Source organism: Rhizobium sp. No.120 (genome assembly GCF_054558365.1).
The window spans coordinates 1,022,760-1,049,197 of the sequence record NZ_BAAJNQ010000001.1 but is presented as its reverse complement, the minus strand read 5'-3'; the positions used below and the strand labels follow the sequence as shown (position 1 = coordinate 1,049,197).

The following is a 26,438-nucleotide window of genomic DNA, read 5'->3' as shown; positions in this document are numbered from 1 at the left end:
CCATGCTGAAATTCACCGAAGAACACGAGTGGCTGAAGGTCGAAGGCGATGTCGCAATCGTAGGCATTACGGCCCATGCAGCCGAACAGCTCGGCGACCTCGTTTTCGTGGAATTGCCCGAAGTCGGCGCCAGCTTCTCCAAGGGTGACGACGCGGCAACCGTCGAATCCGTCAAGGCGGCCTCCGAAGTCTATTGTCCGCTCGACGGAGAAATCACGGAAATCAACGAAACCATCACCGCCGATCCGGCCCTCGTCAACTCCGACCCCATGGGTGCTGGTTGGTTCTTCAAGCTGAAGCTGAAGAATGTCGGCGATCTCGATGGTCTTCTTGATGAATCCGGTTACAAGGAGCTGATCGGATAATGACGACGCCGACAGAATTCACCTTCACCGATTACCAGCCATACGACTTCGCCAACCGCCGTCATATCGGCCCATCTCCGTCGGAGATGACCGATATGCTCAGGGTGATCGGCTATAAGAGCCTTGACGGCCTGATCGATGCGACGTTGCCGCCGGCGATCCGCCAGAAGGCGCCGCTCGCCTGGGGCGCAGCGATGACGGAGCGCGAGGCGCTCGACCGTCTGCGCGAGACCGCCAACAAGAACAAGGTTCTCGTTTCGCTCATCGGCCAGGGCTATTACGGCACGATCACGCCGCCGGTCATCCAGCGTAACATTCTGGAAAACCCGGCCTGGTACACGGCCTATACCCCCTACCAGCCCGAGATCAGCCAAGGCCGCCTTGAGGCACTGCTGAACTACCAGACGATGATCAGCGACCTCACCGGTCTCGATGTCGCCAACGCCTCGCTGCTCGATGAAGCAACGGCTGCAGCCGAAGGCATGGCAATGGCCGAACGCGTCGCAAAATCGAAGGCAAAAGCCTTCTTCGTCGACGCCGAATGCCATCCGCAGACCATCGCGCTGATCAGGACCCGCGCCGAACCGCTCGGTTGGACCGTCATCGTCGGCAATCCCTTCACGGATCTCGATCCGGTCGACGTCTTTGGCGCGATCTTCCAGTATCCGGGCACGCATGGTCACATCAACGACTTCTCCGGCCTGATTGCTCGCCTGCATCAGACCGGCGCCATCGCCATTATGGCGACCGATCTTCTGGCATTGACCCTGCTGAAATCTCCGGGGGAAATGGGCGCGGATATCGCTATCGGCTCCTCGCAGCGCTTCGGCGTTCCGGTTGGCTATGGCGGGCCGCACGCCGCGTTTATGGCAGTCAAGGACGACTACAAGCGCTCCATGCCCGGTCGTCTCGTCGGCGTCTCGGTCGATGCGCGCGGCAATCGCGCCTATCGCCTGTCGCTGCAGACCCGTGAACAGCATATCCGCCGCGAAAAGGCGACGTCGAATATCTGCACCGCGCAGGTGCTGCTCGCCGTCATGGCCTCCATGTATGCGGTCTTCCACGGTCCGCAGGGCCTGAAGGCGATCGCCCAACAGGTCCACCAGAAGGCCGTGCTGATGGCCAAGGGCCTGGAAAAGCTAGGCTACTCAGTCGAGCCGGAGACCTTCTTCGATACGATCACTGTCGAAGTCGGCCATATGCAAGGCCTTATCCTGCGCGCCGCCGTTGCCGAAGGCGTCAACCTGCGCAAGGTCGGTGAAACCAAGATCGGAATCAGCCTTGACGAGCGTACGCGCCCGGCAACCGTCGAAGCCGTCTGGCGCGCATTCGGCGGCGATTTCCGCATTGCCGATTTCGAGCCCTCCTACCGCCTGCCGAAGAGCCTGCTGCGCACGAGCGAATACCTCTCGCATCCAATCTTCCACATGAACCGCGCTGAAAGCGAGATGACGCGCTACATCCGTCGTCTCTCTGACCGCGATCTGGCGCTCGACCGTTCGATGATCCCGCTCGGCTCCTGCACCATGAAGTTGAACGCGACTGCGGAAATGCTGCCGATCACTTGGCCGGAATTTTCGGATATCCATCCGTTCGTCCCGGCCGATCAAGCGCTCGGCTACCGCGAAATGATCGACGACCTGACGGAAAAGCTCTGCGCCGTAACAGGCTATGACGCCTTCTCCATGCAGCCGAATTCCGGCGCGCAGGGCGAATATGCCGGCCTCTTGACCATTCGCAACTACCACATTGCCAATGGCCAGGGTCATCGCGACATCTGCCTTATCCCGACGTCCGCCCACGGCACCAACCCCGCCTCGGCACAGATGGCCGGCATGAAGGTGGTGGTCGTCAAGGTCAGCGACGATGGCGATATCGACATGGCCGACTTCCGCGCCAAGACCGAGCAATATGCCGACAACCTCTCCTGCTGCATGATCACTTATCCTTCGACCCATGGCGTTTTCGAAGAGACGGTGAAGGAGATCTGCGATCTCGTGCACAAGCATGGCGGTCAGGTCTATCTCGATGGCGCCAACATGAACGCCATGGTCGGCCTCTCGCGTCCCGGCGATATCGGCTCCGATGTCAGCCACCTGAACCTGCACAAGACCTTCTGCATCCCGCATGGCGGCGGCGGCCCCGGCATGGGCCCGATCGGCGTCAAGGCGCATCTGGCACCTCACCTGCCCGGCCACCCGGAAACGGACGGCCGCAGCGGTGCGGTATCGGCAGCAGCCTTTGGTTCGGCCTCCATCCTGCCGATCTCCTGGAGCTATTGCCTGATGATGGGCGGCGAAGGCCTGACGCAGGCAACGAAGGTGGCGATCCTCAATGCCAACTACATCGCTGCGCGGCTCAAGGGCGCCTATGACGTGCTTTACAAGTCCAAGGACGGACGCGTCGCGCATGAATGCATCATCGATACCCGCCCGCTGGCCTCAAGCGCCGGCGTGACGGTCGACGATGTCGCCAAGCGTCTCATTGATTGCGGCTTCCACGCCCCGACCATGAGCTGGCCGGTTGCCGGCACGCTGATGATCGAGCCGACCGAATCGGAAACGAAGGCGGAGCTCGATCGCTTCTGCGAGGCGATGCTGGCCATCCGCGAGGAAGCTCGCGCCATCGAAGACGGCCGGATGGACAAGAACAACAATCCGCTGAAGAACGCTCCGCACACGGTGGAAGACCTCGTCGGCGAATGGGATCGTCCCTATTCGCGCGAACAGGCCTGCTTCCCGCCCGGTGCATTCCGCGTCGACAAATACTGGTCGCCGGTCAATCGCATCGACAATGTCTATGGCGACCGCAACCTGATCTGCACCTGCCCGCCGTTGGAATCCTACGCGGAAGCAGCAGAATAGGATTCTTGCAAAAAAAGCGAAGCGGTTCAGTCGCTTCGCAGGAAACAGACATAAATCTATCGTGAAACTTGTCTATGAAAACGCCGCGTGTCCGAAAGGATGCGCGGCGTTTTTGATGACGCCACAATGGGGCCTTGGAATTCAGATTTATGCCGGAACGATTCGACGTGGACAATCCCGACAGCTACATCGCCGCCGCCTTCGAAACCGACGATCCGGCCTCGATTGCCAAGGCGCTGGGGGAAGTGGCACGTACGCGCAACATGAGCAAGCTCGCCAAGGATGTCGGCATGAACCGCTCGGCGCTGTATCGCGCGCTCAGTGGTGACGGAAATCCGGAATTCGCAACGATCCTGAAGGTGGTCAGGGCGCTCGGCCTTAAATTAACGCCGGTGCCGGCAGCAAACTAAAAATTCGTTTCCCCAATCCCGAGTGTCGCTAACCGATCGCCTCTTCAAGCAAAAGCAAAACGAGAAAGCCCGCAAAGAACATCGCCGTCACCCAAGGGCGATCGCGAGTTTCATGGGCTTCGACCAGCAGTTCCTCGGTGACGAGATAGAGAAGCGCAATCAGCCCGAACGCGAAGAAGCCGGTCAGAATAGGGCCAGGCAATGAAGCGACCGGCGTTCCGAACAAGGCGCCGATCGGCAGCAATAACGCAAGCGCTGCGGTGATTGCTACAATCTTGGCTCGAGAGCGAACATTCTCACCAAGCTCATTCGCTACTGTCAAGCCGAGAAACAGCACCTCTAGCGTCAGCGCAATCGTCAGCAGCAAACCAACTTTGGGGCCAGCCGCAAAGCCGATGCCGAGCACCAGGCCGTCGATCAGGATGTCGATGCCGATGGCGGCCAGAAGGCCGACCGATCCTTTGGCCCAGTTTTCCAATTGCTTGACCAGCAGCATCACGCCGACACCAATAGCGCCGCCGATCACCGTTGCCAGGGGGTAGCCGCGATGCATGACATCAGGCAGAATTTCTCCGGCGGCAGCCGCAAACACGACGCCGGCGGCAAAATGCTGGATTGCGCTGACAAGATTGGGGCCTGGCCGCGTATTCACGGCAACCGCGGCGCCCGCGATCACAGCGCCTGCCGGGATCAATGTGTAAACCCATGCCGCAGCCGCCATATATTCACCCTCGCGCGCCATGTCGACCTTATCCGGCCCAACCGGTCAGCCAAGGGGCAACGGAAAGACCCTCGGCGTTCGTCGATCAAAGCATGAAACGCAGCGAAGCGAAATGTGGCGAGATGCGCTTTAAGCGGGTTGCGCGGCCTGACGTTGCGCCGCCAGAGCAGCCAGATCGGCAGGCTTCAGCTCGACGGACTCACCACAGCCGCAAGCCGATGTCTGATTGGGATTGGTGAAGATGAAGCCCGAGCGCAACGTCGTAGTCTCGAAGCCCATTTCCGTACCGAGCAGATAAAGCACCGCCGACGGCTCGACCCAGACCTTTGCGCCATCGCGCTCGATCAGGTCGTCTTTGGGGTTCGGCTCGGTCACCAGGTCGATGGTATATTCCATGCCGGCGCAGCCGCCCTTCTTGATGCCGACGCGAACACCTTTGGCATCGGGGCCTGAATTACCGACGATCACCTTGACGCGGGCTGCTGCCGCATCCGTCATGCTCATGACTGCAAAGCCCATGGGCTCATTCTCCTCTGGCATCGGCCCGAAAAGTGGATCCGGTTTTCGGATCAGCCGATGCCTACTAAAATGCAACCGGGGTCAAGATCCGGCGCTTCGAGTCTTAATGTAAAGCCGGCGGCTTAAAGCTTCAATACCAACCGACGGCCACCTGTGCCTCTTCCGACATACGATCCGGTGTCCATGGCGGGTCGAAGGTCATGCTGACGTCGACGCCGGAAACGCCTTCCACGGCGCCGACGGCATTTTCGACCCAACCTGGCATTTCGCCGGCAACCGGGCAACCTGGCGCGGTCAGCGTCATGACGATCTTCACCATGCGATCGTCTTCGATGTCGATCTTGTAGACCAGACCCAGCTCGAAGATATCGGCGGGAATTTCAGGATCATAGACCGTCTTCAGCGCGGAGATGATGTCGTCGCTGAGGCGCGCCAGCTCATCTGCGGGAATGCTGGAATGCACGATCCCTTCGCGTGCGTCGATCTTCTGTTCGCTTTCGTCGAGTGACATCGCTTGCCTCCTCAGGCAAAGAATTTCCGTGCATATTCCAGAGCATCGGCCAGGGCATCCACCTCGGCGCGCGTATTGTACATGCCGAACGATGCACGGCATGTGGAGGTGACGCCGAAGCGTTTCAAGAGCGGCTGGGCGCAATGGGTACCTGCACGAACAGCGACACCCTGGCGGTCGATCACCATCGAGACGTCGTGGGAATGGATACCCGCCAGCTCGAAGGAGAAGATGCCGCCCTTGCCTGGCGCCGTACCGATGACACGCAGCGAATTGATATCCCGGAGCCGTTCCGCCGCATAGGCGGCCAGATCGGCTTCGTGGCGCGCAATCGCTTCCCGGCCGATACTGTCCATATAGTCGAGCGCATAGCCAAGGCCGATCGCCTGCACGATCGGGGGCGTTCCCGCTTCGAAGCGATGCGGCGGATCATTGTAGGTGACGTTTTCCTCGGTGACATCGAAAATCATCTCGCCACCGCCCTGGAACGGACGCATCTCGGCGAGCCTCTCCTTTTTGCCGTAGAGAACGCCAATACCCGAGGGGCCATAGAGCTTGTGACCGGTCATGACGTACCAATCGCAATCGATATCCTGCACGTCGACAGGCATGTGCACGGCACCCTGCGAGCCGTCGATCAGAACCGGAATGCCGCGCTCATGAGCGATGCGGCACACTTCCTTGACCGGCACGACGGTTCCGAGCGCATTCGACATATGAGTGATGGCGACAAGCTTCGTACGCTCCGTCAGGCTCTTCTCGAAATCCTCGATATGGAATGCGCCCTCGTCGTCGACTGGCACCCACACGAGTTTGGCACCCTGCCGCTCGCGAATGAAATGCCAGGGAACGATGTTGGAGTGATGCTCCATGATGGAGACGACGATCTCGTCGCCCCCGCCGATCTCAGGCATGCCCCAACCGTAAGCGACCGTGTTGATCGCTTCCGTCGAGTTCTTGGTGAAGACGATATCGTCGACCGACGGCGCATTCAGGAAGCGGCGCACCTTTTCGCGAGCCGCTTCATAGGCTTCCGTTGCGGCATTGGACAGGAAGTGCAGGCCGCGATGCACATTCGCATATTCATTGGAATAGGCATGAGAGATGGCATCGATGACGACCTGCGGCTTCTGCGCGGAAGCGCCGTTGTCCAGATAGACCAGCGGCTTGCCATGCACCGTCTTCGCCAGGATCGGAAAATCCCTGCGAATGGCTTCGACGTCATAGGCCGTTGCCGGCACGATCTTGTCCACGAGCTTTGCCTCCAATCAGGCGTGCTTTTCCAGCCAGGCCGAGATAACGCCTTCCAGCGCCTCGACCAGGGCTTCGTCTTCCAGTTCCTCGACGATCTCGGCCACGAAGGCATTGACAAGCATGGCCCGCGCCTTCTTCTCCGGAATGCCGCGCGCCATCAGATAGTAGAGATGGTTGCCGTCGATATCAGCGACAGTGGCGCCATGGCCGCACTGAACGTCGTCGGCGAAGATTTCGAGCTCCGGCTTTACCGAGAACTCGGCATCGTCGGACATCAGCAGCGTGTTGCAGGCCATCTTGGCGTCGGTCTTCTGCGCATCCGGCGCGACCCGGATCATGCCCTGGAAGACGCCGCGTGCGCGGTCGAACACGACGTTGCGGATAACTTCCGTGGAACCTGTGTTCGGAACGTCATGGCCAAGCACCATCGTCACATCGGTATGGGTATCGCCGCCAAGCAGGTTGATGCCACGCAGCGTCAGATCGGCGCCCTCGCCCGATACCTTGATATACAGTTCCTGACGCACCAACTTGCCGCCGGCGTTGATGACGAACAGCTTCAGCTTGGCATCTTCTCCGAGATCGATGCGGAGCTGGCCGAGATGGGTATCTTCGCTGCCCTGCTCCTGCAGGATGATCCAGGTGATTTCAGACCCTTTGCCGATCTTGACTTCGCTGACCGAGGAAACCAGGGCGGCAGCGCCTTCAACCGCCTGATGACGCTCGATAAAGGTCGCCTTGACGTCGGCACCGAAAGTAACCGGCAGACGGCTGTGGATCTGACCACCGGCATGGATGAACTGCACTTCCAGAGGTGCTTCGAGTTCGGTGTTATCAGGAAAATCGATGACATAACCATCGCGCACGAAGCTCGCATTGATGCGCCCGATAGCGTCATCCTTGCCAAGCGCTTCGAGACCGGCGGCAGCCGTGCCGTTGATCAGGCTGTCGGCGTAGCGCGCAACGGTCAAATTCTTCACCGAAGCCTTATCACTCGCCTTGCCCTGCAGAACCGCAATGACAGGCGATCCTTCGACCGTCGCCGGCAACGCTTCGGCAAGGCCCTTGCCGATATCGCTCGGAACCAGACGCAGCAGGTTCTTGAAATCGGTATAGTGCCATGCCTCGATCCTACGCGTCGGCAGGCCGGCCGTCTTCAGCTCGTCCAGAAGGCGATCGCGGACGGCGAAAACTTCGCCATCGCCGGGCAGATCGCCCATCTGGTCGTTATACGCCTCGATCAGCGCCGTCTCGGCTGATGTCAGGCGGTTCGTCGTCTGAATGTTCATCGACGTGTCCTTTCCGCCTCGATCAGGCTGCAGCTCCGATGATGTCGGCATAGCCGTTGGCTTCGAGTTCATGCGCCAGCGTCTTGTCGCCGGACTTGATCACCTGGCCCTTGTAGAGGACGTGGACGGTGTCCGGAACGATGTAGTCGAGCAGGCGCTGGTAGTGGGTGATGACGATCACGGCGCGATCAGGCGAACGCAGCGCGTTGACGCCATCGGCAACGATCTTCAGCGCATCGATGTCGAGGCCGGAGTCGGTTTCGTCGAGCACGCAAAGCTGCGGCTCCAAAAGCGCCATCTGCAGGATTTCGGCGCGCTTCTTTTCACCGCCGGAGAAGCCGACGTTAAGGGGGCGCTTCAGCATGTCCATGTTGATCTGCAGCTTGGCGGCAGCATCCTTGACGCGACGCAGGAAATCCGGCGTCGTCAGCTCGTCTTCGCCGCGTGCCTTGCGCTGCTCGTTCAGCGCTACCTTCAGGAACTGCATGGTGGCAACGCCGGGGATTTCGACCGGATACTGGAAGGCCAGGAAGATGCCCTTGGCGGCCCGCTCGGCGGCATCGAGCTCAAGGATGCTTTCGCCGTTGTAGAGAATGTCACCCTCGGTGACTTCATAGTCCTCACGGCCGGCGAGAATGTAGGAGAGCGTCGACTTGCCGGAGCCGTTCGGGCCCATGATGGCGGCGACTTCACCTGCCTTCACGGTCAGGTTCAGGCCACGGATGATCTCTGTGCCGTCTTCGGCGATACGAGCGTGCAGATTCTTGATTTCAAGCATTTTAGTATCCTATCGCAGGAATGAGTGTGCGGCGCGCAGCGCGCGCCAAAGCTAATACTGGTTCGTGTGCGTCAGCCGACGCTGCCTTCAAGCGAGATACCGATCAGCTTCTGCGCTTCAACGGCGAATTCCATCGGCAGCTCCTGCAGCACTTCCTTGACGAAGCCGTTGACGATCAGCGCAATCGCCGCTTCCTCCGGAATGCCGCGCTGCAGGCAGTAGAACAACTGGTCTTCAGAAATCTTCGAGGTAGTGGCTTCGTGCTCGAACTGCGCAGACGAGTTCTTCGCCTCGATGTAGGGCACAGTATGCGCGCCGCACTTGTCACCGATCAGCAACGAGTCGCACTGCGTGAAGTTGCGGGCATTGGTCGCGCGGCGATGCGCCGAAACCTGGCCGCGATAGGTATTCTGTGAGACGCCGGCGGCAATACCCTTCGAGATGATGCGGCTCGACGTGTTCTTGCCGAGATGGATCATCTTGGTGCCGCTGTCGACCTGCTGATGGCCGTTGGAAACGGCGATCGAGTAGAATTCGCCGCGGCTGTCGTCGCCGCGCAGGATGCAGGACGGATATTTCCAGGTGATCGCGGAGCCGGTCTCAACCTGCGTCCAGGAGATCTTGGAGCGATGGCCGCGGCAATCGCCACGCTTGGTGACGAAGTTGTAGATGCCGCCCTTGCCCTGCTTGTCGCCCGGATACCAGTTCTGAACGGTCGAATATTTGATCTCGGCATCATCGAGCGCAACGAGCTCGACGACGGCGGCATGCAGCTGGTTTTCGTCGCGCTGCGGCGCGGTGCAGCCTTCGAGATAGGAGACGTAGGCGCCTTCCTCGGCGATGATCAGCGTGCGCTCGAACTGGCCGGTGTTCTTCTCGTTGATGCGGAAGTAGGTCGACAGTTCCATCGGGCAACGAACGCCCTTCGGCACGAAGACGAACGAACCGTCGGTGAAGACGGCCGAGTTCAGCGTCGCATAGAAATTGTCGGACGTCGGCACGACGGAACCGAGATACTTGCGCACCAGATCCGGATGCTCGCGGATGGCTTCCGAAATCGACATGAAGATCACGCCGGCCTTCTTCAGCTCTTCCTTGAAGGTGGTGACGACCGAGACGGAATCGAACACCGCATCGACGGCGATCTTCGGCTTTTCGACGCCGGCAAGAATTTCCTGCTCGCGCAACGGAATGCCGAGCTTCTCGTAGGTCTTCAGTAGCTCCGGGTCGACTTCGTCGAGCGACTTCGGACCGGCGAATTTCTTCGGCGCGGCATAATAGTGAATGTCATTGAAGTCGATCTTCGGGTAGTCGACGCGCGCCCATGTGGGCTCTTCAAGCGTCAGCCAGCGACGGTAAGCCTCGAGGCGCCATTCGAGCATCCAATCCGGTTCCTGCTTCTTGGCGGAGATGAAGCGGATGATGTCTTCGGAAAGACCCTTGGGAGCCTTTTCCACCTCGATCGTAGTCTCGAAACCATACTTATACTGGTCCACGTCGATCTGGCGAACCTGATCGACCGTTTCCTGGACTGCAGGCATTTCGTTCTCCAATCTCGCCGGATACAAGGTCCGGCAGCTTGTCAACGTTGCGGCAGACTTATGTCTGCCCTCTATGTAGTCGGCCAAAAGGGACTTTTCACCCCGATTGGCAAGCGGAAATTTCGGTTTCCGCAAAATTGTGGCCGTCAGGCCGCCGCACCTGCCAGCTTGCGCCTTCCCGCGATGCGGGCGAAAGCAGCGATTGCGCGATCGATATCCGCTTCGGTTGTGGTCGGTCCGAGCGAAATGCGGAGCGCCCCGAGTTTCGGGTCGCATCCCATCGCCACGAGCACATGGCTCTCCCCGACCTTGCCCGACGAGCAGGCGGAGCCGGCCGATATGGCAACCCCTTCAAGGTCGAAGGCGATCTGTCCGGTTTCGGATTTCAGTCCCGGCAGCGTGAAAAAGCTGGTGTTTGGTATACGTGGGCCATTCTTTCCATGAATGATGACATCCGACGCCGCCAGTTCCATGCCCGCCTCCAGCCGGTCGCGCAGTGAGGCGATCGCGGCATTGCGAACCTCGAAGTCTGCGGCGGCAGCCTCGGCAGCCGCACCGAATCCGATGATGGCAAGCGTGTTTTCCGTGCCCGAACGATGGCCTTTTTCCTGGCCACCGCCATGGATCAATGGTTTCGGCATCAGCACCTCGCCCCGAGAGATGAGTGCACCGGCACCCTTGGGACCGCCGATCTTGTGCGAGGAGACGATCAGGAAATCCGCGCCGATCGCATTGATATCGAGCGGAACGCGGCCGGCTGCCTGGACGGCATCCACCACGAAAAGACCACCCGCGGCCTGAACAAGCTTGGCCGCTTCAAATAGAGGCTGGAGAATACCGGTCTCGTTATTGGCAAGCATGATGGCGACCATCGGCAAGCCGGCCGTTTTGTCGTGCGCCGACAACAACGCTTCCAGCGCGGCAAGATCGACCGTACCGTCCGATGTCACCGGTATTTCGCTGACATTCTCCCTGGCAAATCGCCCGCCTTCGCGCACGGCCGGATGCTCGACAGCCGATATATAAAGGTGGCTGACGATAAGCGGCGTACGCCCCATGCGGAAATCCGGCGTCAGCACCATGTTGGCGGCCTCAGTGGCGCCGCTGGTGAAAACCACATGGGCAGCTTCCGCGCCCGTAAGAGCCGCAACCTGCCGGCGTGCAGTCTCGACAGCTGCGCGCGCTGCCCTACCTTCGCCGTGAACGGAATTGGGGTTGCCTTGAATATCCATCGCACGCAGCATCGCATCGCGCGCCGCCGGATGAAGCGGTGCGGTAGCATTCCAGTCGAGATAGAGGCGCGTTGCCGCCATAATCTTCTTCCTGCGCGACTTTGCTTTGCTGCGACCGGCTCATTTTCCTTGAAATTTCAGCCGGGCATGCCTTATGACACGTTCCACAAACCGTTGCACAGACAACGCGCGGACCACCGCATCAAGTTTCGAATTGTTCTAAACTGCGTTCTAGAAAAGATGAGCGCATTCGTCAAGTCAACTTGCTGCGTGCCGTAAGGTTTGAACGCAGAAAAAGAAGAGCCGGAGTATCGATGCCCGAAGTAATTTTCAACGGCCCCGCGGGTCGCCTTGAAGGCCGCTATCAGCCCTCCAAGGAAAAGAGCGCCCCGATCGCGATTATCCTTCATCCCCATCCGCAGTTCGGCGGTACGATGAACAATCAGGTGGTCTATCAGCTCTTCTATATGTTCCAGAAGCGCGGCTTCACCACCCTCCGCTTCAATTTCCGCGGCATCGGCCGCAGCCAGGGCGAATTCGACCACGGCGCCGGCGAGCTTTCCGATGCCGCATCGGCACTCGACTGGGTGCAGAGCCTCCATCCCGATTCGAAGAGCTGCTGGGTTGCTGGCTATTCCTTCGGCGCCTGGATCGGCATGCAGCTCCTGATGCGCCGTCCGGAAATCGAAGGCTTCATGTCGATCGCGCCGCAGCCGAATATCTACGATTTCTCCTTCCTCGCACCCTGCCCCTCGTCCGGCCTGATCATCAACGGCGATGCCGATAAGGTTGCCCCGGAAAAGGACGTCAACGGCCTCGTCGAGAAATTGAAGACACAGAAGGGCATCCTGATCACGCACAAGGTCGTGCCGGGCGCCAACCACTTCTTCAACGGTCAGGTCGAAACGCTGCTCGGTGAATGTGAGGATTATCTCGATCGTCGCCTGAACGGCGAACTGGTGCCGGAACCGGCTGCCAAGCGCATTCGCTAAGAAGCGGCGCCCCTCTCAGAGCGTTTCCGCCGTTCTTTTAAACGCGGAAACGCTAAATCTTGCTGTTTTACACATTCCGGTCGAAAATCATTTGCGAACTTTTCCCGGAACTTCTCCTAGCGCGACATCCTGAAGCAAAGGCCCGGAGTACCGCTGACAACGATCGGTGCTTCGTACTGCATCCCGACTTTTTGAAGCACCCGCTGCGAAGCAGTATTTTCCGGATGCGTGAATGCGATGAACCGATCCGCAAAGCCTCGACGGAAAAACCACTGCGCGAGTGCGCCGGCGATCTCCGTGGCGTAACCGTTGCCCCAGGCGTCTTGCCGAAGCGAATAGCCAAGTTCGAACTCGCCCCGCCCTCTTTCCTGGAAGCGCGAAAAGCCGGCTCGGCCTATGAAGCGCCCATCGTCGCGCCGCAGCATCTTATATTTGGTTACACCATCTCGCGCATGTTCATCGAACCAGCTTTTCAACCGCTCCTCGGCCTTCTCCAACGTCCATGGCGCCGCACCTGAGAGATAGCGCGTCGTTTCGATTGTCGAATGCAATTGCCGAATCACTTCGGCATCGCCCTTGTCCCACATCGTCAGAACGAGGCGCGGGGTTTCGAGTATGATGGTGTCACTCATCTGACTGCCTGTTTTCGTGGCGAATATGAGCCAGTCACAACGCGTATGAAGGCACTGATTTGCAACCGGCCAGTCAGTGCTAAACGCTAGGTCCGATTTCAACAAGGTAAAGCAACAATACTGAACGCGAAGGCCCGCCGAAACATGCCCCAGAACATCGTTCGATATCATTGCTCAGTGACATGCCGGTAGACCCGGAGCACCGCACGTCTTCTTTGCCGGAGGCTTCTGCGGTGGCGGAGCCTTCACCTGCGGCTGCATAGCCTTCGGCTGAGGCTGAGGCTGGGGCTGAGCCTGCACCTTCGGAGCGGGTGGCCTTGCCTGAGCAGCCTCGTGCGGCACCGGCCTTGGCTGAGAAGCTGCCTGATTGACCTGGCGCGGCGGTGCGGGCGCAATGCGAGGCTGGTTGTTGGCCGGCGGCCGCGCATTGTTAACCACGTTGGGCTTCACGGGCGGCTTCGCGGCAAAGGCGGGCGCCGCTGGCTTCATTGCCTGAACATGCGCATTGGGTTTCGGCGCGGCGACAACAGCATTCGGCTTCGCACCCGGAGCCGCCTGAGGCTGCGGGGTTTTGGCAATTTGATTTTGCCCCTTCACAGCAGGCGTATTGCCGGACGGCGGCAAGGGCTGCCCCTTGGCACCGGGAAGTGTATGCGTGCCGGCATTTGTACCCGGCTGGGCAGGTTGAGTGGCGATGGCCGGGTTATGCGTAGCATTCGGCGCCGTTTGAGGCTGTTGGGTCTGTTTCGTTTGTGCCGCGCCCGGAGCCTTTGGCAGATTGCCGGTTGCGGGCAAGGGCTGGCCGTTTGCGCCGGGAAGTGCGTGAGCATTGGTATTCGTGCCCGGCTCGGCAGGTTGGGTGGCGACGGCCGGATTATGCGTGGCATTCGGCGCCGCCTGTGGCTGCTGAGCCTGTTTCGTCGGAATCGCGCCCGGTGTTTTGCCGGTTGCCGGCAGCGACTGCCCATTAGCACCCGGAAGCGCATGTGCGGCGTTTCCCGTCTGCGGTTGGGCCGTAGGTGCAGCCGTCGGCGCGGCTCCAGGAGGGGTTTTGATCACAGCGGCCGGATTCTGCTGTTGTTGAACGACAGCCTTCTTCTGCACGGAAGGCGGCAACGCAACATGCAGTGCCGCGGCACCCGCACCGGCAAGGACAGCGGCTCCGGCAATCTTCTGCCCTGTCGTCAATCCCGGAGTTGCCGGTGCAGCTCCATTTTCATTGGTCGTGGTAGTGGTCGTGTTGTTGTTGATGACCGTCGTGTTGTTCACGACCGTATTGTGGATGTTGTTGAAGATGACGTTGTTTTCCGGCGGCGCGACATCACGCGGCGGCTCCACCCAATCAGGGACCGGAACGTAGGTCGGCTCCGGCAGCACGTAGAGATCGACGGGAGGCGGTGGCGGCGCAAGCACGACGAAATCCGGCGGCGGTGGCGCCAGGAAGACGACGGGCGGCGGCGGTGCATAGCCGAAGTCGGCATCGTCAAAATAAAGCACGGGCCGCTCGACATAGACGATTTCCGGCGGCGGCGGTGGCGGTACGTCATACTCGATGACGGCGAATGACGGCGGCGGTTCGAGCGCTGCCTCGAAATGTTCAAGACGACGGCGGGCATCCCACACGTGAGGACCGCGCGGATAACGCCTGAGATACGACCAATAGGCCTCCGGCGTGTCGGCACGCCATGTCTCGCGCCAGGTTATCGCCTCTCTGCGAGCAGCGATGATGGCGCGCACCCGCCTTGCCATGGAGTCGTTTGGATAGGCGGCCAGGAAATCCTCATAGCCCTGAAGCGTATCGCGATCGAGCGCTGCGAAATAGGCATCGCGTTCGTCGAAATCGCGGATCGCCTTTGTGCGAATTGCGGCATTGTTGTAGCTGGACACCTGGGCGGGCGGCGCATCGGGACCGCGATCGAAGAAGGTGAAGGCATTCTTGAATTTGGAGGCGTCCCATGAAATCTGCGCGCCCTTGGTCAGATCGCTGACCCGCAGGCGCGTGCGATCGAACACATCGTCCAGCGACAGACCGCCGACGCGAATCATCTCCGCCAGCGCATGTGCATAGGATCCATAAGGACCAGCCTCCTGCGGCGCGACCGTGCCCGGCGCCGCATTGAAGGCGATCAGCTGGTTGGCGTCAGGATCGACCAGCGCAAGACCGCCGGCCAGCGGCTGGCTGGACTGCACGAATGGATTGGCCCTCGCTGCATCCAGTACGACGATGTTGCCGCGATTGTTGAGGGCTGCCAGCGATTTGGTGAAATCGCTCACGCGTAGCGCCTGGAGCGGCACATCCGTCGCGTTGGCGATTTGCGCGTCCACAGGCACGAAATAATTATCCCCCTGATATTGCACGCCATAACCCGCCAGATAGACGAAGACGACAGTATTGGGGCCTGAGGCATTGGCTTTCGTCAGAAAGTCACGCATCGCGTCACGCAACCCGTTCTGGTCGAGGTCGCGCGCGCCAATCACATCGAAACCCGCAGCCTGCAACGTTTGTGCGATCAGACCGGCATCATTGGCCGGCGTCGCCAAGGCGCCCGCATTGTAGGCGGCGTTGCCAACGACAAATGCTATTCTCTTTTCAGGGGAACCTTGCGCCTGGGCTGGGTTCACAGCAGCAATGCCGCCTAAAACCAACACTAAGGCGAAGAATGCGCAGATCGTCCGTTTGAAGAACAATCCCATCATCGAAAACAAAACAAACATACTGGTTTCTTTCACGAAACATGTGGTGTACGCGAGTACTGGTGGCAAAAAACTAGGCTGCAATTCGGGCGAATACGCGGCACATTTCGGACGGCTTCCGAAGACACACCGCGATCCGTTCACATTATAAGGCGTTATGTTACAAACCCATCCGATTGGCGCCGCCGCCGAAACTTGATGCCAGCTCCACCAAAATGATGACGCGTCGCCAAATCGGTGCTAAACGCGCCCCGCGACATCAAACAATAGTGACTTCGCCGCGCTTTCTAGCGGCCTCGAGAGACCAAAGATCATGGCAGAGTTCAAATCCGATTTCCTGCACACCCTGCAAGAGCGCGGCTTCATTCATCAGATTTCCGATGAAGCCGGCCTCGACGACCTCTTCGCCAAGGAAACCGTGACGGCCTATATCGGCTTCGATCCGACGGCATCGAGTCTTCATGCTGGTTCGCTGATCCAGATCATGATGCTGCACTGGATGCAGGCAACCGGCCATCGACCTATTTCGCTTATGGGCGGAGGTACCGGTATGGTCGGCGACCCCTCGTTCAAGGACGAAGCCCGCCAACTCATGACGATTGAAACGATCGAGGACAATATCGCCTCGATCAAGCGCTGTTTCTCCAATTATCTCACCTATGGTGAAGGCCCAAAGGACGCGTTGATGATCAACAACGCCGAGTGGCTGCGCTCGCTGAACTATCTGGAATTCCTGCGCGATGTCGGCCGCCATTTCTCGGTCAACCGGATGCTGTCCTTCGACAGCGTGAAGACGAGACTTGACCGCGAACAGTCGCTGTCGTTCCTCGAATTCAACTATATGATTCTGCAGGCCTACGATTTCGTCGAACTGGCCAAGCGTTACGATTGCCGCCTGCAGATGGGCGGCTCGGATCAGTGGGGCAATATCGTCAACGGCATCGACCTCGGTCACCGCATGGGGACGAAGCAGCTCTTTGCCTTGACCTCGCCGCTGCTGACCACTTCTTCGGGCGCCAAGATGGGCAAATCGGCTTCCGGCGCTGTCTGGCTGAATGCCGACTTGCTGCCGGTCTATGATTTTTGGCAGTACTGGCGCAATACCGAGGATGCAGACGTTTCCCGCTTCCTCAAGCTCTACACGACGCTGCCGATGGATGAGATCGCTCGCCTCTCCGCGCTTGCCGGTTCAGAGATCAACGAAGTCAAGAAGATCCTCGCGACCGAAGTCACCGCGATCCTTCACGGCCGCGCGGCAGCCGAGCAGGCCGCCGAAACCGCACGCAAGACCTTCGAGGAAGGTGGCCTTTCCGAAAACCTGCCGTCGATCGATGTTCCGGCATCCGAACTGGAAGCTGGCATCGGCCTTCTGGCTCTGATCGTGCGTGCCGGCCTTGCCGGTTCAAATGGCGAAGCCCGCCGTCACGTTCAGGGCGGTGCTGTACGCATCAACGACCAGCCCATCAGCGACGAGCGCAAGATCATTGGCGGCGGTGAAGTCACCGCCGATGGCGTCATCAAGCTGTCGCTCGGCAAGAAGAAGCATATCCTGATCCGCCCGGCCGCCTGAAGAGCCAACCCACGGACAACGAACAAAGCCGGCGTCCCCTCGCCGGCTTTATCATTTCGAGTCAGCGCGCATGCGGAGCATTATCAATGCTGACTGGATGAATCTTTATATCCCATGTCGGATCGCAGCCTACTCATTCGTCCTCAGTTCAGATCGCACGTGCGGAGGTGAGTTATGGATGAATTGCCGATGATCAAAACGAGGCGCAAAGGCAGAAGCCTCACGCAAAGCATGTTGATTCCCAGCGAGGACATGATCGTCCGCGCGCTCCGGGCAGCGCCACCGGGTCGATTGTCTGATATTGCGGAGATGAGAAAGGCGCTTGCCAGGCAATATGGCGCGGACGCCTGCTGCCCCGTCACCGTCCAGCGACATCTGGTGCAGATCAGCCAGAACGGCAGCGCACCGTTCTGGCGTGTTGTGGATCCGGCTCGACCATTCGCCCGACGCATGAGCGGTGGGCCGGAACGCATACGAGAGCGATTGATGGAAGAGAAATAGCCCTTCCCGCGGCCCCGCTACCGAAAAAGCGATACCTCGGTATACGTCGCCTCGATATTCAAAATTCAAATATCTGCCTGAAAACACCCGGCGCGATAATCGAGAGGGGATTGATCTGTAGGTTCGATTTCTCCAGCGTACCCGTCAGCCTGAAGGTAATGCCGATCAGGCCGCGGTCGCTGCCATTGCCAAGGATGAAACCGACGATCGGAACTTCCGCAAACAGCCGGTTCAGGCCGTAGGCAGGCATGAAGGTTCCCGTCATATCCATCTTGCCGTCGGCATCCTTCAGCACGCCCTGGAACGTCGCCCCGACCTGAACGCCGCGCACCACACCGTTTTCGACGGAGAGCACACCATCGCGCATCACCAGCCGCGCAAAGCCCCGCTCGAAGCTCTGCGAACGCGTATCGATATTCTGTTTCACAGCCGAATTCAGGCTCTTGCCGTTCTTTCCGCTTGGGGTCGAGACGATGGTCGAGAGTTTCTTGTCGTCGATGATGGAGAAGTTGCGGATATCGAGCGAGCCGTCCCAGTCATCCTGGCCGATAGAACGCAGCGACAGATTGAGCAGCCCGCCCTGCAAATGCTTGTAAAGGTCGGTGAAGCGCGCAACGGCCCCCGCGTCGCCGCTCGTGATACGGATGACGCCGTTGGCTCCTTTGCTCATCTGGGTGACGAGCGCTTCACCGCTACGCGTCAATCCTGAAAAATCCGCAGCTGTCGTCTTGCCGCCGGAGATCGAATAAACGCCTTTGACATTGCCGATCGTCTCGTCATTGAAGCCGATGACCTTGTCGAGATTGGCGCGAACGGTGGCGCTCGCCGAGCCATCCCCGTTTGAACTCTGCTGTCCGCCCGAAGTAGATGCTTTTAGGCGCGCGAGGATCGGTCTTATGTCAGCGGAACTCCCTGACACGGCGACGTCATAGCCGCCGCTTTTGCTCCGCTTCAGCGAGAGCGCGAAATCATCGAGCGCCGAAAGCTTCACGCTGGTAAAGCTGGCCGAGGTAAGGCTCCCTTTGCTGATCAGAAGATCGCCGCTGGCGCCGAAGCCATCGCCTTTCAGTGTGAAATTCTTGAGCGCCGTCTGGTTGTCCGGACCGGACGCTTCGAACTGCGCAGTCGCTGCTATGCCGCTGCCCTTCGACCAACCGATCCAAGGAACGGTCAGAGCAGCCTTGCCGAGATCGACCTTTACGCCCTGGCGATCGTCATCAATGCGCGTCAACTCCACTTTGACCGGCCCGTCGATCATATCGCGAAGTCCAGGCAGAACGGTGTTGCGTTGCGCATCGGTCAGCGTTGCCGTGATCACGCGGGCGCGCTTGACGGTCGATTTGCTGTCTGTCGGCTCGACCATGTCGATCTGGGCAGGAATGCTGTCGATCTGGGCCTGGGCCTGCAGATGCACGGATTGCGGATCGGCCGAAATCACGCCGGTCAGATTGTCGATCTTGCGATTGTTCATAGGCTTCAACAGATCGACATTATCGAGATTGAGCGTCGCCTGCCACTCCGGCGGAGGCGGCTGCTGATCCCTGATCAGCCCGATCCTGGCATCGACCTTGGCGACGATCTTGCCGTTGAAATCCTCCGGCTTGAATTCGGTCCGCTGCAGGACCTCCAGAGGCTTGTAGGTCAGAAGTTCACCGATAGCGTCGCCGGAGCCTGAAATCGTCAAATCGAGATCGGCCATCAGCGGCTTGTCGTAGGTCGCAGGGATCGAGAAGCTGCTGTCGCTCAGTGTGATCGTGCGCCCGGTCGAGAAGTAGGACGTCGCCGAGGCTATATCGACGAGCATATTCGGACCTGTCAGATCGAAATGGGCTTTGGTATCGCGCAATGGCGGGATTTCGCCCGGAACATTCATTCGCGCGCCATCGATGTCGAAGGCGATATGCAGCTCGTTCTTGCCAAGCTGCAGCCTGCCGGTCTGTGACGCTTCCCGAAGCCGGCCAGCCGGAATGAAAACGGATATGACGGCGTTGGTGACTGATCCCCCGAAGAGATTGCCCTCGACCCAGGTTCGAGGTTTGGAAGCCATCCAGAAGGGCCATAACTGCTTGACAACAGACGTGTCGAGCTTATCCGCACGGCCGCCGAAACTGATCTCCGGCGAACTATCGCCGAGCTTCATATGCAGTGAGCCGAAAAGCGCGCCCTGCGGCGTCGATATGCCGAGATTGTCGAACTGGAATTCCTTGGTGGCGGAAAAGAACCGGCCGGTAGCGCGACCATCGAAGCTGATGGGCTTCTCCCCTGACAGAGACGAGGCGGCGACCCCATCCTTGATCACGAAATCGATGCCAAATCCACTGCCTGCATTGGCGTCGACGCGGTCGAGATCGATCAGCGCGCCGGAGAACGGCACGATCGTCCTAAGGAACTGAGCGTTGGACGGAGCAATTTCCAGGGTCTGGTGATCGAAGTTGTAGGCCAGGTTGATATTGGCGCCCGTCAGCTCCTGCGGATCATGATCCATATAGAGGACGCCGGGCTGGACGTTGATGGTGGCACTCAGCTTCGGATCTACACCAGCCTCCCCTTTGACGGCCGAAAGCGTCACATCTCCAAAGGTCGTGAAACCCTGTCGCGGCGTACCATTCGGGTCATAGGCCATGGTGAGCGGCTTGAGGTCCAGATTGGATATCCTGGCTGCGAGCGAAGAGCTGCGACCGGCTTCCTTTTGATCCGCCCGCACATCAAGAAGTGCCACCGAACCATTGAGCGCCACCTGGCCATAGAGATGCAAAGAATTCGGCGCAGTGCGCTCAAAGGTCAGATTGTCGACGACAAGAGAGATCGGCTCGCCTTCCTGCCGCGCCAGCTTCATGGAGAAGCCGGAAATGCGCACGGAATTCGTTCCGCCGCGCTGGACGAAACGTTCGAGGAAATCGAGATTGTCGAAAGCCGCATTCAAGGCCTTGGGCAAGGCATCGACGCGCAAGGTGGTCAAATCCACCGGGTCGCCTTGCGGCAGCAGCGAAGCATCGAGCGCGATCCCCTCAGCCGCCACACTTGCCACTTCCACTCGACCTTCGATGAGGGCCAAGGGATCCAGCTCCATGTTGACGGCCGACATCGTCGACAGATGCTTGCCGCTCTCCTGGTCAACGACATTGACGTCGCGTGCCTCGAGCGCCAGCCGCAGGTCGGAGGTAAACCGGACCACGGTCGAGCCCACTTCTGCTTTGTAACGCGGGCCGATGGCTTGATCGAGGGCGGTTTGCGCCTTCTGAGACAGCGGCGCATCGAAGATGCCGCTTTCGATGGTCGCTATGACCGCACCGAGAATGATCGCGAGAAAGGCAAAGAAAACCAACGTCATGCGGCAGACATGCCAAACATGCGAACGGTTACGGCGACGGCGCTCAGGCACGTGCACAATCAACGGATCTTCGACCTGAGCAGACGGCAGATGGTCGAGCGACACGAGATCCTTTTTGCGGAATGTTACCTTTTCGCCTCGGATCACTCCTGCGCGTGCCTTTCGCTTATACAATTTTGTTGGTGACGCTGCGTCCCATTGGACGGCACACGCGAGCAGTATATATGCCTTCCCTCAAGTGTCATCTAAAAAACCGGCAAAAGAAAGGTTTTCCCGTGGCGGAAGTTTTACCGATTCAACTGAGCATTGGCGATAAGGCACCGGATTTCGATCTTCCGCGCGATGGCGGCGACCGCGTTCGCCTTGCCGATTTTGGCGGCAAGCCGTTGGTGATCTACTTCTATCCCAAGGATGATACGACCGCCTGCACGACGGAATCGATTACCTTCACGGCACTGTCAGCCGATTTCGCAAAGCTCGGCGTCGCCCTACTCGGCGTCTCTCCGGATTGCGTGAAAAGCCATGACAAATTCGTCAAGAAGCATTCGCTTTCCGTTCCACTCGCCTCCGACGAGGAAAAGACCATGGCGATGGCCTACGGCGTCTGGCGGGAAAAAAGCATGTATGGCCGGACCTATATGGGCGTGGTGCGCTCGACGTTCTTGATCGGTACCGATGGGCGCATCGCTGCAATATGGGACAAGGTCAAGGTCGCCGGACACGCTGAAGCCGTCCTGGCCGCAGCCAGGGAACTCTGACGGCATGTCCGCCAGTCCCGAAACCATCACGTCGCTGCGCGGTGGTGCCATCGCCGCGATCCGTTCGGCCGATCTCGATCGTAAGACGGAGCTTGCCCAGGAATCGGCGACACGTTGGTTCGCCCGTACCCTGTCGCTGCGTTCGCCGCTCGACCCGCCGCTCGCCGATCGGCCAGGCCGGCCGGAAAAGCCGGAGCTGGTGCCGCCAAAAAACATGGAGAAGCGCTCGCTGCATACGCTGAAAGGCCGCATCGCGCTCCTTCATGCCATTGCCCATATCGAACTGAATGCCGTCGATCTGGCGCTCGATATTGTCGCGCGGTTTGCGACGGGACCGGTCCCCAATTCCTTCTTCGACGGTTGGATGCAAGTGGCCTTCGAAGAGGCCAAGCATTTTCGCATGGTGCGCGCGCGCCTGCGCGAACTTGGCGCAGATTATGGTGACCTGCCCGCCCATGACGGCCTGTGGCAGGCTGCCCACGCCACTCGCACCGATCTCACAGCCCGCTTGGCCGTGGTACCACTGATTCTCGAAGCCAGGGGCCTTGACGTCACGCCGGCGCTGCAGGCCAAAATGCGCGAAACGGGCGACCTGGAAAGCGCCGCTATCCTAGATGTCATCTATAATGACGAGAAAGGCCACGTCGCTGTCGGCGCCAAATGGTTCCGCTTCCTGTGCGCGCGGGAACAGCGCGATCCGGCCCGCACGTTTCAGGAGCTGGTGCGCGCCAATTTCCGGGGTTCGCTGAAGGCGCCGTTCAATGACATCGCGCGGGCGGAAGCCGGGCTGACGCCATCCTTCTACCGTTCCCTGACATCTACAAGCAGCGCCTGATATACTAATAATAAGCGGTTTTTCCGGCATCTAATACTGCAATAGAAAGCATTCATTAACCATAATGCCGTGTACTTCCTCTGGGTGCGAATACGCACCGATTGGGAGATTCTCGGTGACAGCAAAGCCTCACAACCGGGTTTTCGGCAAACAGCGGCGACATCACACCATCATACTCGCCAGCGGCGATACGGTGCGCCATATGACGGTACGTCCATGGATGGCGGCAATTGCCGTCTGCATGGTCGGATTTTTTTCGATCGGCTATCTCCTTGCCACGTCCTACCTCGTCCTGCGCGACGATCTGATCGGCGCGACGATGGCCCGCCAGGCGCGCATGCAATATGACTACGAGGACCGTATCGCCGCGCTGCGGGCTCAGGTCGATCGCGTCACCTCCCGTCAGCTCCTGGATCAGCAGGTCGTGGAGGAGAAGGTCGACAAGTTGATCGAACAGCAACAGCAACTCTCCTCACGCAACGGCAAGCTGAGCACCCTGCTCGATAGAGCAGAGAACTCCGGGCTGGCCGGAAAGGGCGCGCATTCCGACGCCGACGCTGCCGCGCCAAAGAATGAACATGCCCAGCTGACGTCACCCAAGGCAATCGAAAAGCTTCTCATGAGCGGCAAGCCGGCTGATGCGACACCCGACAACTCAACGCTTGCCTACGTCCCTGCCCCCGAAACCGTTGCCGACCGTGCCGATCGGGTCTTCTCAAAGGTGACGCTGTCGCTGAAGCATATCGAACAGGATCAGTTGTCCCGCATCCACAATCTCACCGCCGATGCGTCGGAAACTGCCACCTCAATCCAATCGATCATGCAGAATGTCGGCATCAAAGTGCCGAACGAGGTCGCCGGCATTGCGCGTGACGATGCGGATGACGGTGTGGGCGGTCCCTACGCACCTCCGGAAAATGTCGACCAGTTCGAACGATCTATGGCGGAACTCGACACCGCCCTGACATATCTGGAAACCGTTCGGGGGGCGGCCGAAAGCCTACCCTTCCGTAACCCGGCGCCGGGCAAGCTCGTCACCAGTCCTTTTGGCAATCGCAAGGATCCCTTCTTCGGCACGCTGGCACTTCACACTGGCACGGATTTCCATTTCAGTCCCGGTGAGAAGATCAAGGCGACCGCTCCCGGCAAAGTGGTTTCGGCTGGATGGACCGGTGGCTACGGCAACATGGTGGAGATCGACCACGGCGACGGCATCTCCACCCGCTACGGGCATATGGAACAGGTGCTCGTCAAAGTCGGCGACAAGGTCGGCGCCGGCGATGCGATCGGTCTTGCCGGCAGTACTGGGCGCTCCACAGGAACACATCTACATTATGAAGTGCGCGAAAACGGACGCGCCATAGACCCGATGTATTTCATCGGTGCCGGCGCGAAACTCGCAAGTTACATCAGCGGATTGGGCGCAATTTAGCTGCCGGAATTGTGACAAACGCGCAACAAAGATGGCACTAATCCAAAAATTGCGTTATGAATGAACTTCGAGGCTGTTGAAGCGCCTGCTTTCCTTGACTTCACGGGTATTTGGTTCTATGTCGCGCTGCATTGCGGCACGCTCCTGTGTGTCGACTCATGGTGTTCGACTGAACCAAGACGGAATTAGATTTCCCTTTGACAACATTTGCTGACCTTGGCCTGAGCCAAAAAGTCCTTTCCGCGGTGACTGACGCGGGCTACACCACACCGACTCCTATCCAGGCCGGTGCAATTCCCTTTGCGCTTCAGCGCCGCGACATCTGCGGCATTGCCCAGACAGGGACCGGCAAGACCGCATCCTTCGTGCTGCCGATGCTGACGCTGCTCGAAAAGGGACGCGCTCGCGCTCGTATGCCGCGCACGCTCATTCTGGAGCCGACGCGGGAACTCGCAGCGCAGGTCGCCGAAAACTTCGAAAAATACGGCAAGAACCACCGCCTGAACATTGCCCTTCTGATCGGCGGCGTTTCCTTCGAAGAGCAGGACCGTAAGCTCGAGCGTGGCGCCGATGTGCTGATCTGCACGCCCGGCCGCCTGCTGGATCATTTCGAACGAGGCAAGCTGCTGATGAGCGCCGTCGAGATCTTCGTGATCGACGAAGCCGATCGCATGCTCGACATGGGCTTCATCCCGGATATCGAGCGCATCGCCAAGCTGATCCCGTTTACGCGCCAGACGCTGTTCTTCTCGGCAACCATGCCGCCGGAAATCCAGAAGCTGGCCGACCGCTTCCTGCAGAACCCGGAACGTGTCGAAGTCGCCAAGCCGGCATCGACGGCCAAGACCGTGACGCAGCGCTTCGTTGCCTCGCATGGCAAGGATTACGAGAAGCGCGCCACGCTGCGCGATCTTATCCGCGCCCAGACGGATCTGAAGAACGCGATCATCTTCTGCAATCGCAAGAAGGATGTGGCCGATCTCTTCCGCTCGCTCGAACGCCATGGCTTTTCTGTCGGTGCGTTGCATGGCGACATGGACCAACGCTCGCGCACGACGATGTTGCAGAACTTCCGTGACGGACAGATCCAGCTTCTCGTCGCCTCCGACGTCGCAGCTCGGGGTCTCGATCTTCCCGATGTCGGTCACGTCTTCAATTTCGATGTTCCGATCCATTCGGAAGACTATGTCCATCGTATCGGCCGCACCGGTCGCGCCGGTCGTTCCGGCGCTGCATTCACTATCGTGACGAAGCGCGACACCAAGCATGTCGACGCCATCGAGAAGCTGATCGGCGAAGATGTCCAGTGGCTGAACGGCGATCTTTCGGCTCTGCCGCCCGCTGACGAGAGCGGTGACGACAATCGCCCGTCCCGCCGTCGTGACCAGAAGGGCAAGGGCCGCGATCGGGATCGCAGCCGTGGAGGCCGCAACGCCCCGAGTCATAAATCTGATATCGACGTCGAGGATAATGACGTCGTAGCGATCGAAGCAGCACCAGCAAAGGCCGAAAGCGTGAAGAACGAGCGCAAGTCTGAGAACAACAATAACAGGTCCCATAACGGTTCTCGCAACAGCCACCGGCCCTTCCCCGCTGCCAATGACGATCATCGCGAGCGCCGCAACCGTTATCGCGATCAGGATGATGGCCCGACTCCGGTTGGCTTTGGCGACGATATTCCCGCTTTCATGCTCATCGTGGCGAACGCCAAGGCCTGATATATCCAGTTCAGATACGCAGCGAATCGGCCAGCCAGATGCTGCGTCCAACTTCGGGATCTGAAATATTGGGCAAGCCCGGCATCGATTTCCCAGGACTGGGAACCGGTCTCGCAATCTTGCGGGACGGCAAGCTATTGCTCTACCGACGCCTCAAGGCGCCGGAAGCCGGATGCTGGAGTATCGTCGGCGGCAAGGTGGATCATATGGAGCCGGCGGCCAGCGCCGCCGTTCGCGAAGCCGAAGAGGAAAGCGGCCTCTCCATCGGTGAAATCGATTATCTCTGCACTGAGGAAGTCATTGTCGCGGCCGATCGGCAGCACTGGATCTCCCTCATCTATATCTGCAGCGACTTTTCCGGCGAACCACGGCTGATGGAACCGGATAAGCTCTCCGATTTCGGCTGGTTTGGCCGAAACGAATTGCCGGCTCCGCTTTCCGAGTTCGCCAAGGCAACCATTGCCCATTTGAGCAAAGAAAACTTTCGCTGA

Annotated in this window: 22 protein-coding genes; 11 read left to right on the top strand and 11 right to left on the bottom strand. The window is 59.4% G+C overall.

The window, feature by feature from the left end:
* The first annotated feature begins 2 nt into the window (after positions 1-2).
* From gcvH to ACYJRZ_RS05185, 3 genes are all read left to right on the top strand, one after another.
* Positions 3-365, top strand: a complete 363-nt coding sequence (gcvH, locus tag ACYJRZ_RS05195; protein ID WP_459456701.1) for a glycine cleavage system protein GcvH — start codon at positions 3-5, stop codon at positions 363-365.
* Positions 365-3,229, top strand: a complete 2,865-nt coding sequence (gcvP, locus tag ACYJRZ_RS05190; RefSeq protein WP_459456699.1) for an aminomethyl-transferring glycine dehydrogenase — start codon at positions 365-367, stop codon at positions 3,227-3,229. The genes gcvH and gcvP overlap by 1 nt, the downstream gene beginning before the upstream one ends.
* A gap of 149 nt (positions 3,230-3,378) precedes the next feature.
* Positions 3,379-3,639 carry an addiction module antidote protein gene (locus ACYJRZ_RS05185; RefSeq protein ID WP_112420483.1) on the top strand — a complete coding sequence of 87 codons (261 nt, stop codon included), beginning with the start codon at positions 3,379-3,381 and terminating at the stop codon, positions 3,637-3,639.
* Between the two features lie 28 nt (positions 3,640-3,667).
* Here ACYJRZ_RS05185 and ACYJRZ_RS05180 read toward each other — a convergent pair whose 3' ends face one another.
* From ACYJRZ_RS05180 to ACYJRZ_RS05145, 8 genes are all read right to left on the bottom strand, one after another.
* Entirely contained in the window at positions 3,668-4,360 is a 693-nt protein-coding gene (locus tag ACYJRZ_RS05180; protein ID WP_459456963.1) for a ZIP family metal transporter, read from the bottom strand.
* Positions 4,361-4,489: 129 nt separating this feature from the next.
* Positions 4,490-4,879 carry a Fe-S cluster assembly scaffold SufA gene (sufA, locus tag ACYJRZ_RS05175; protein ID WP_459456697.1) on the bottom strand — a complete coding sequence of 130 codons (390 nt, stop codon included), beginning with the start codon at positions 4,877-4,879 and terminating at the stop codon, positions 4,490-4,492.
* A 130-nt stretch (positions 4,880-5,009) separates the two neighbouring features.
* The gene (locus tag ACYJRZ_RS05170; protein ID WP_069612273.1) at positions 5,010-5,390 is read right to left on the bottom strand and encodes an SUF system Fe-S cluster assembly protein; all 381 of its coding nucleotides are present in this window, start codon (positions 5,388-5,390) and stop codon (positions 5,010-5,012) included.
* A gap of 11 nt (positions 5,391-5,401) precedes the next feature.
* Positions 5,402-6,643 (bottom strand): cysteine desulfurase, encoded by a 1,242-nt coding sequence (locus tag ACYJRZ_RS05165; protein WP_459456695.1) that lies wholly within the window; start codon positions 6,641-6,643, stop codon positions 5,402-5,404.
* 15 nt (positions 6,644-6,658) lie between these two features.
* Positions 6,659-7,933, bottom strand: coding sequence for a Fe-S cluster assembly protein SufD (gene sufD / locus ACYJRZ_RS05160; protein WP_459456693.1), 1,275 nt, complete (start codon positions 7,931-7,933; stop codon positions 6,659-6,661).
* Positions 7,934-7,955: 22 nt separating this feature from the next.
* Positions 7,956-8,711 carry a Fe-S cluster assembly ATPase SufC gene (sufC, locus tag ACYJRZ_RS05155; RefSeq protein WP_092716448.1) on the bottom strand — a complete coding sequence of 252 codons (756 nt, stop codon included), beginning with the start codon at positions 8,709-8,711 and terminating at the stop codon, positions 7,956-7,958.
* 71 nt (positions 8,712-8,782) lie between these two features.
* Positions 8,783-10,252: a Fe-S cluster assembly protein SufB gene (sufB, locus tag ACYJRZ_RS05150; RefSeq protein ID WP_113346975.1), complete on the bottom strand. Its 1,470-nt coding sequence runs from the start codon at positions 10,250-10,252 to the stop codon at positions 8,783-8,785.
* A gap of 146 nt (positions 10,253-10,398) precedes the next feature.
* Entirely contained in the window at positions 10,399-11,565 is a 1,167-nt protein-coding gene (locus ACYJRZ_RS05145) for a cysteine desulfurase family protein (RefSeq protein ID WP_459456690.1), read from the bottom strand.
* Positions 11,566-11,798: 233 nt separating this feature from the next.
* Here ACYJRZ_RS05145 and ACYJRZ_RS05140 point away from each other — a divergent pair, with 233 nt between their 5' ends.
* Entirely contained in the window at positions 11,799-12,476 is a 678-nt protein-coding gene (locus ACYJRZ_RS05140; protein WP_004108794.1) for an alpha/beta hydrolase, read from the top strand.
* 116 nt (positions 12,477-12,592) lie between these two features.
* Here ACYJRZ_RS05140 and ACYJRZ_RS05135 read toward each other — a convergent pair whose 3' ends face one another.
* Together ACYJRZ_RS05135 and ACYJRZ_RS05130 are read right to left on the bottom strand one after the other, a co-directional pair.
* A complete protein-coding gene (locus ACYJRZ_RS05135; RefSeq protein WP_459456687.1) occupies positions 12,593-13,108 on the bottom strand; it encodes a GNAT family N-acetyltransferase in 516 nt (171 codons plus the stop codon).
* Positions 13,109-13,282: 174 nt separating this feature from the next.
* Positions 13,283-15,823 (bottom strand): caspase family protein, encoded by a 2,541-nt coding sequence (locus ACYJRZ_RS05130; protein WP_459456685.1) that lies wholly within the window; start codon positions 15,821-15,823, stop codon positions 13,283-13,285.
* A 292-nt stretch (positions 15,824-16,115) separates the two neighbouring features.
* On the opposite strand from ACYJRZ_RS05130, the gene tyrS reads away from it, so the two are divergent.
* Positions 16,116-17,372 carry a tyrosine--tRNA ligase gene (gene tyrS, locus ACYJRZ_RS05125; RefSeq protein WP_459456683.1) on the top strand — a complete coding sequence of 419 codons (1,257 nt, stop codon included), beginning with the start codon at positions 16,116-16,118 and terminating at the stop codon, positions 17,370-17,372.
* 174 nt (positions 17,373-17,546) lie between these two features.
* Positions 17,547-17,873 carry a hypothetical protein gene (locus ACYJRZ_RS05120; RefSeq protein ID WP_459456681.1) on the top strand — a complete coding sequence of 109 codons (327 nt, stop codon included), beginning with the start codon at positions 17,547-17,549 and terminating at the stop codon, positions 17,871-17,873.
* Positions 17,874-17,931: 58 nt separating this feature from the next.
* Here the strand turns inward: ACYJRZ_RS05120 and ACYJRZ_RS05115 are convergent, their stop codons facing one another.
* Entirely contained in the window at positions 17,932-21,351 is a 3,420-nt protein-coding gene (locus ACYJRZ_RS05115; protein ID WP_459456679.1) for a YhdP family protein, read from the bottom strand.
* Between the two features lie 128 nt (positions 21,352-21,479).
* On the opposite strand from ACYJRZ_RS05115, the gene ACYJRZ_RS05110 reads away from it, so the two are divergent.
* The 5 genes from ACYJRZ_RS05110 (at position 21,480) to ACYJRZ_RS05090 (ending at position 26,438) form a co-directional block, all read left to right on the top strand.
* A complete protein-coding gene (locus ACYJRZ_RS05110) occupies positions 21,480-21,962 on the top strand; it encodes a peroxiredoxin (protein WP_459456677.1) in 483 nt (160 codons plus the stop codon).
* 4 nt (positions 21,963-21,966) lie between these two features.
* Entirely contained in the window at positions 21,967-22,797 is an 831-nt protein-coding gene (locus ACYJRZ_RS05105) for a ferritin-like domain-containing protein (RefSeq protein ID WP_459456675.1), read from the top strand.
* 115 nt (positions 22,798-22,912) lie between these two features.
* The gene (locus ACYJRZ_RS05100) at positions 22,913-24,229 is read left to right on the top strand and encodes a M23 family metallopeptidase (RefSeq protein WP_459456674.1); all 1,317 of its coding nucleotides are present in this window, start codon (positions 22,913-22,915) and stop codon (positions 24,227-24,229) included.
* A gap of 197 nt (positions 24,230-24,426) precedes the next feature.
* On the top strand, positions 24,427-25,947 hold the full coding sequence (locus ACYJRZ_RS05095; protein WP_459456672.1) for a DEAD/DEAH box helicase: 1,521 nt from the start codon (positions 24,427-24,429) through the stop codon (positions 25,945-25,947).
* 68 nt (positions 25,948-26,015) lie between these two features.
* Positions 26,016-26,438 carry an NUDIX domain-containing protein gene (locus tag ACYJRZ_RS05090; protein ID WP_459456961.1) on the top strand — a complete coding sequence of 141 codons (423 nt, stop codon included), beginning with the start codon at positions 26,016-26,018 and terminating at the stop codon, positions 26,436-26,438.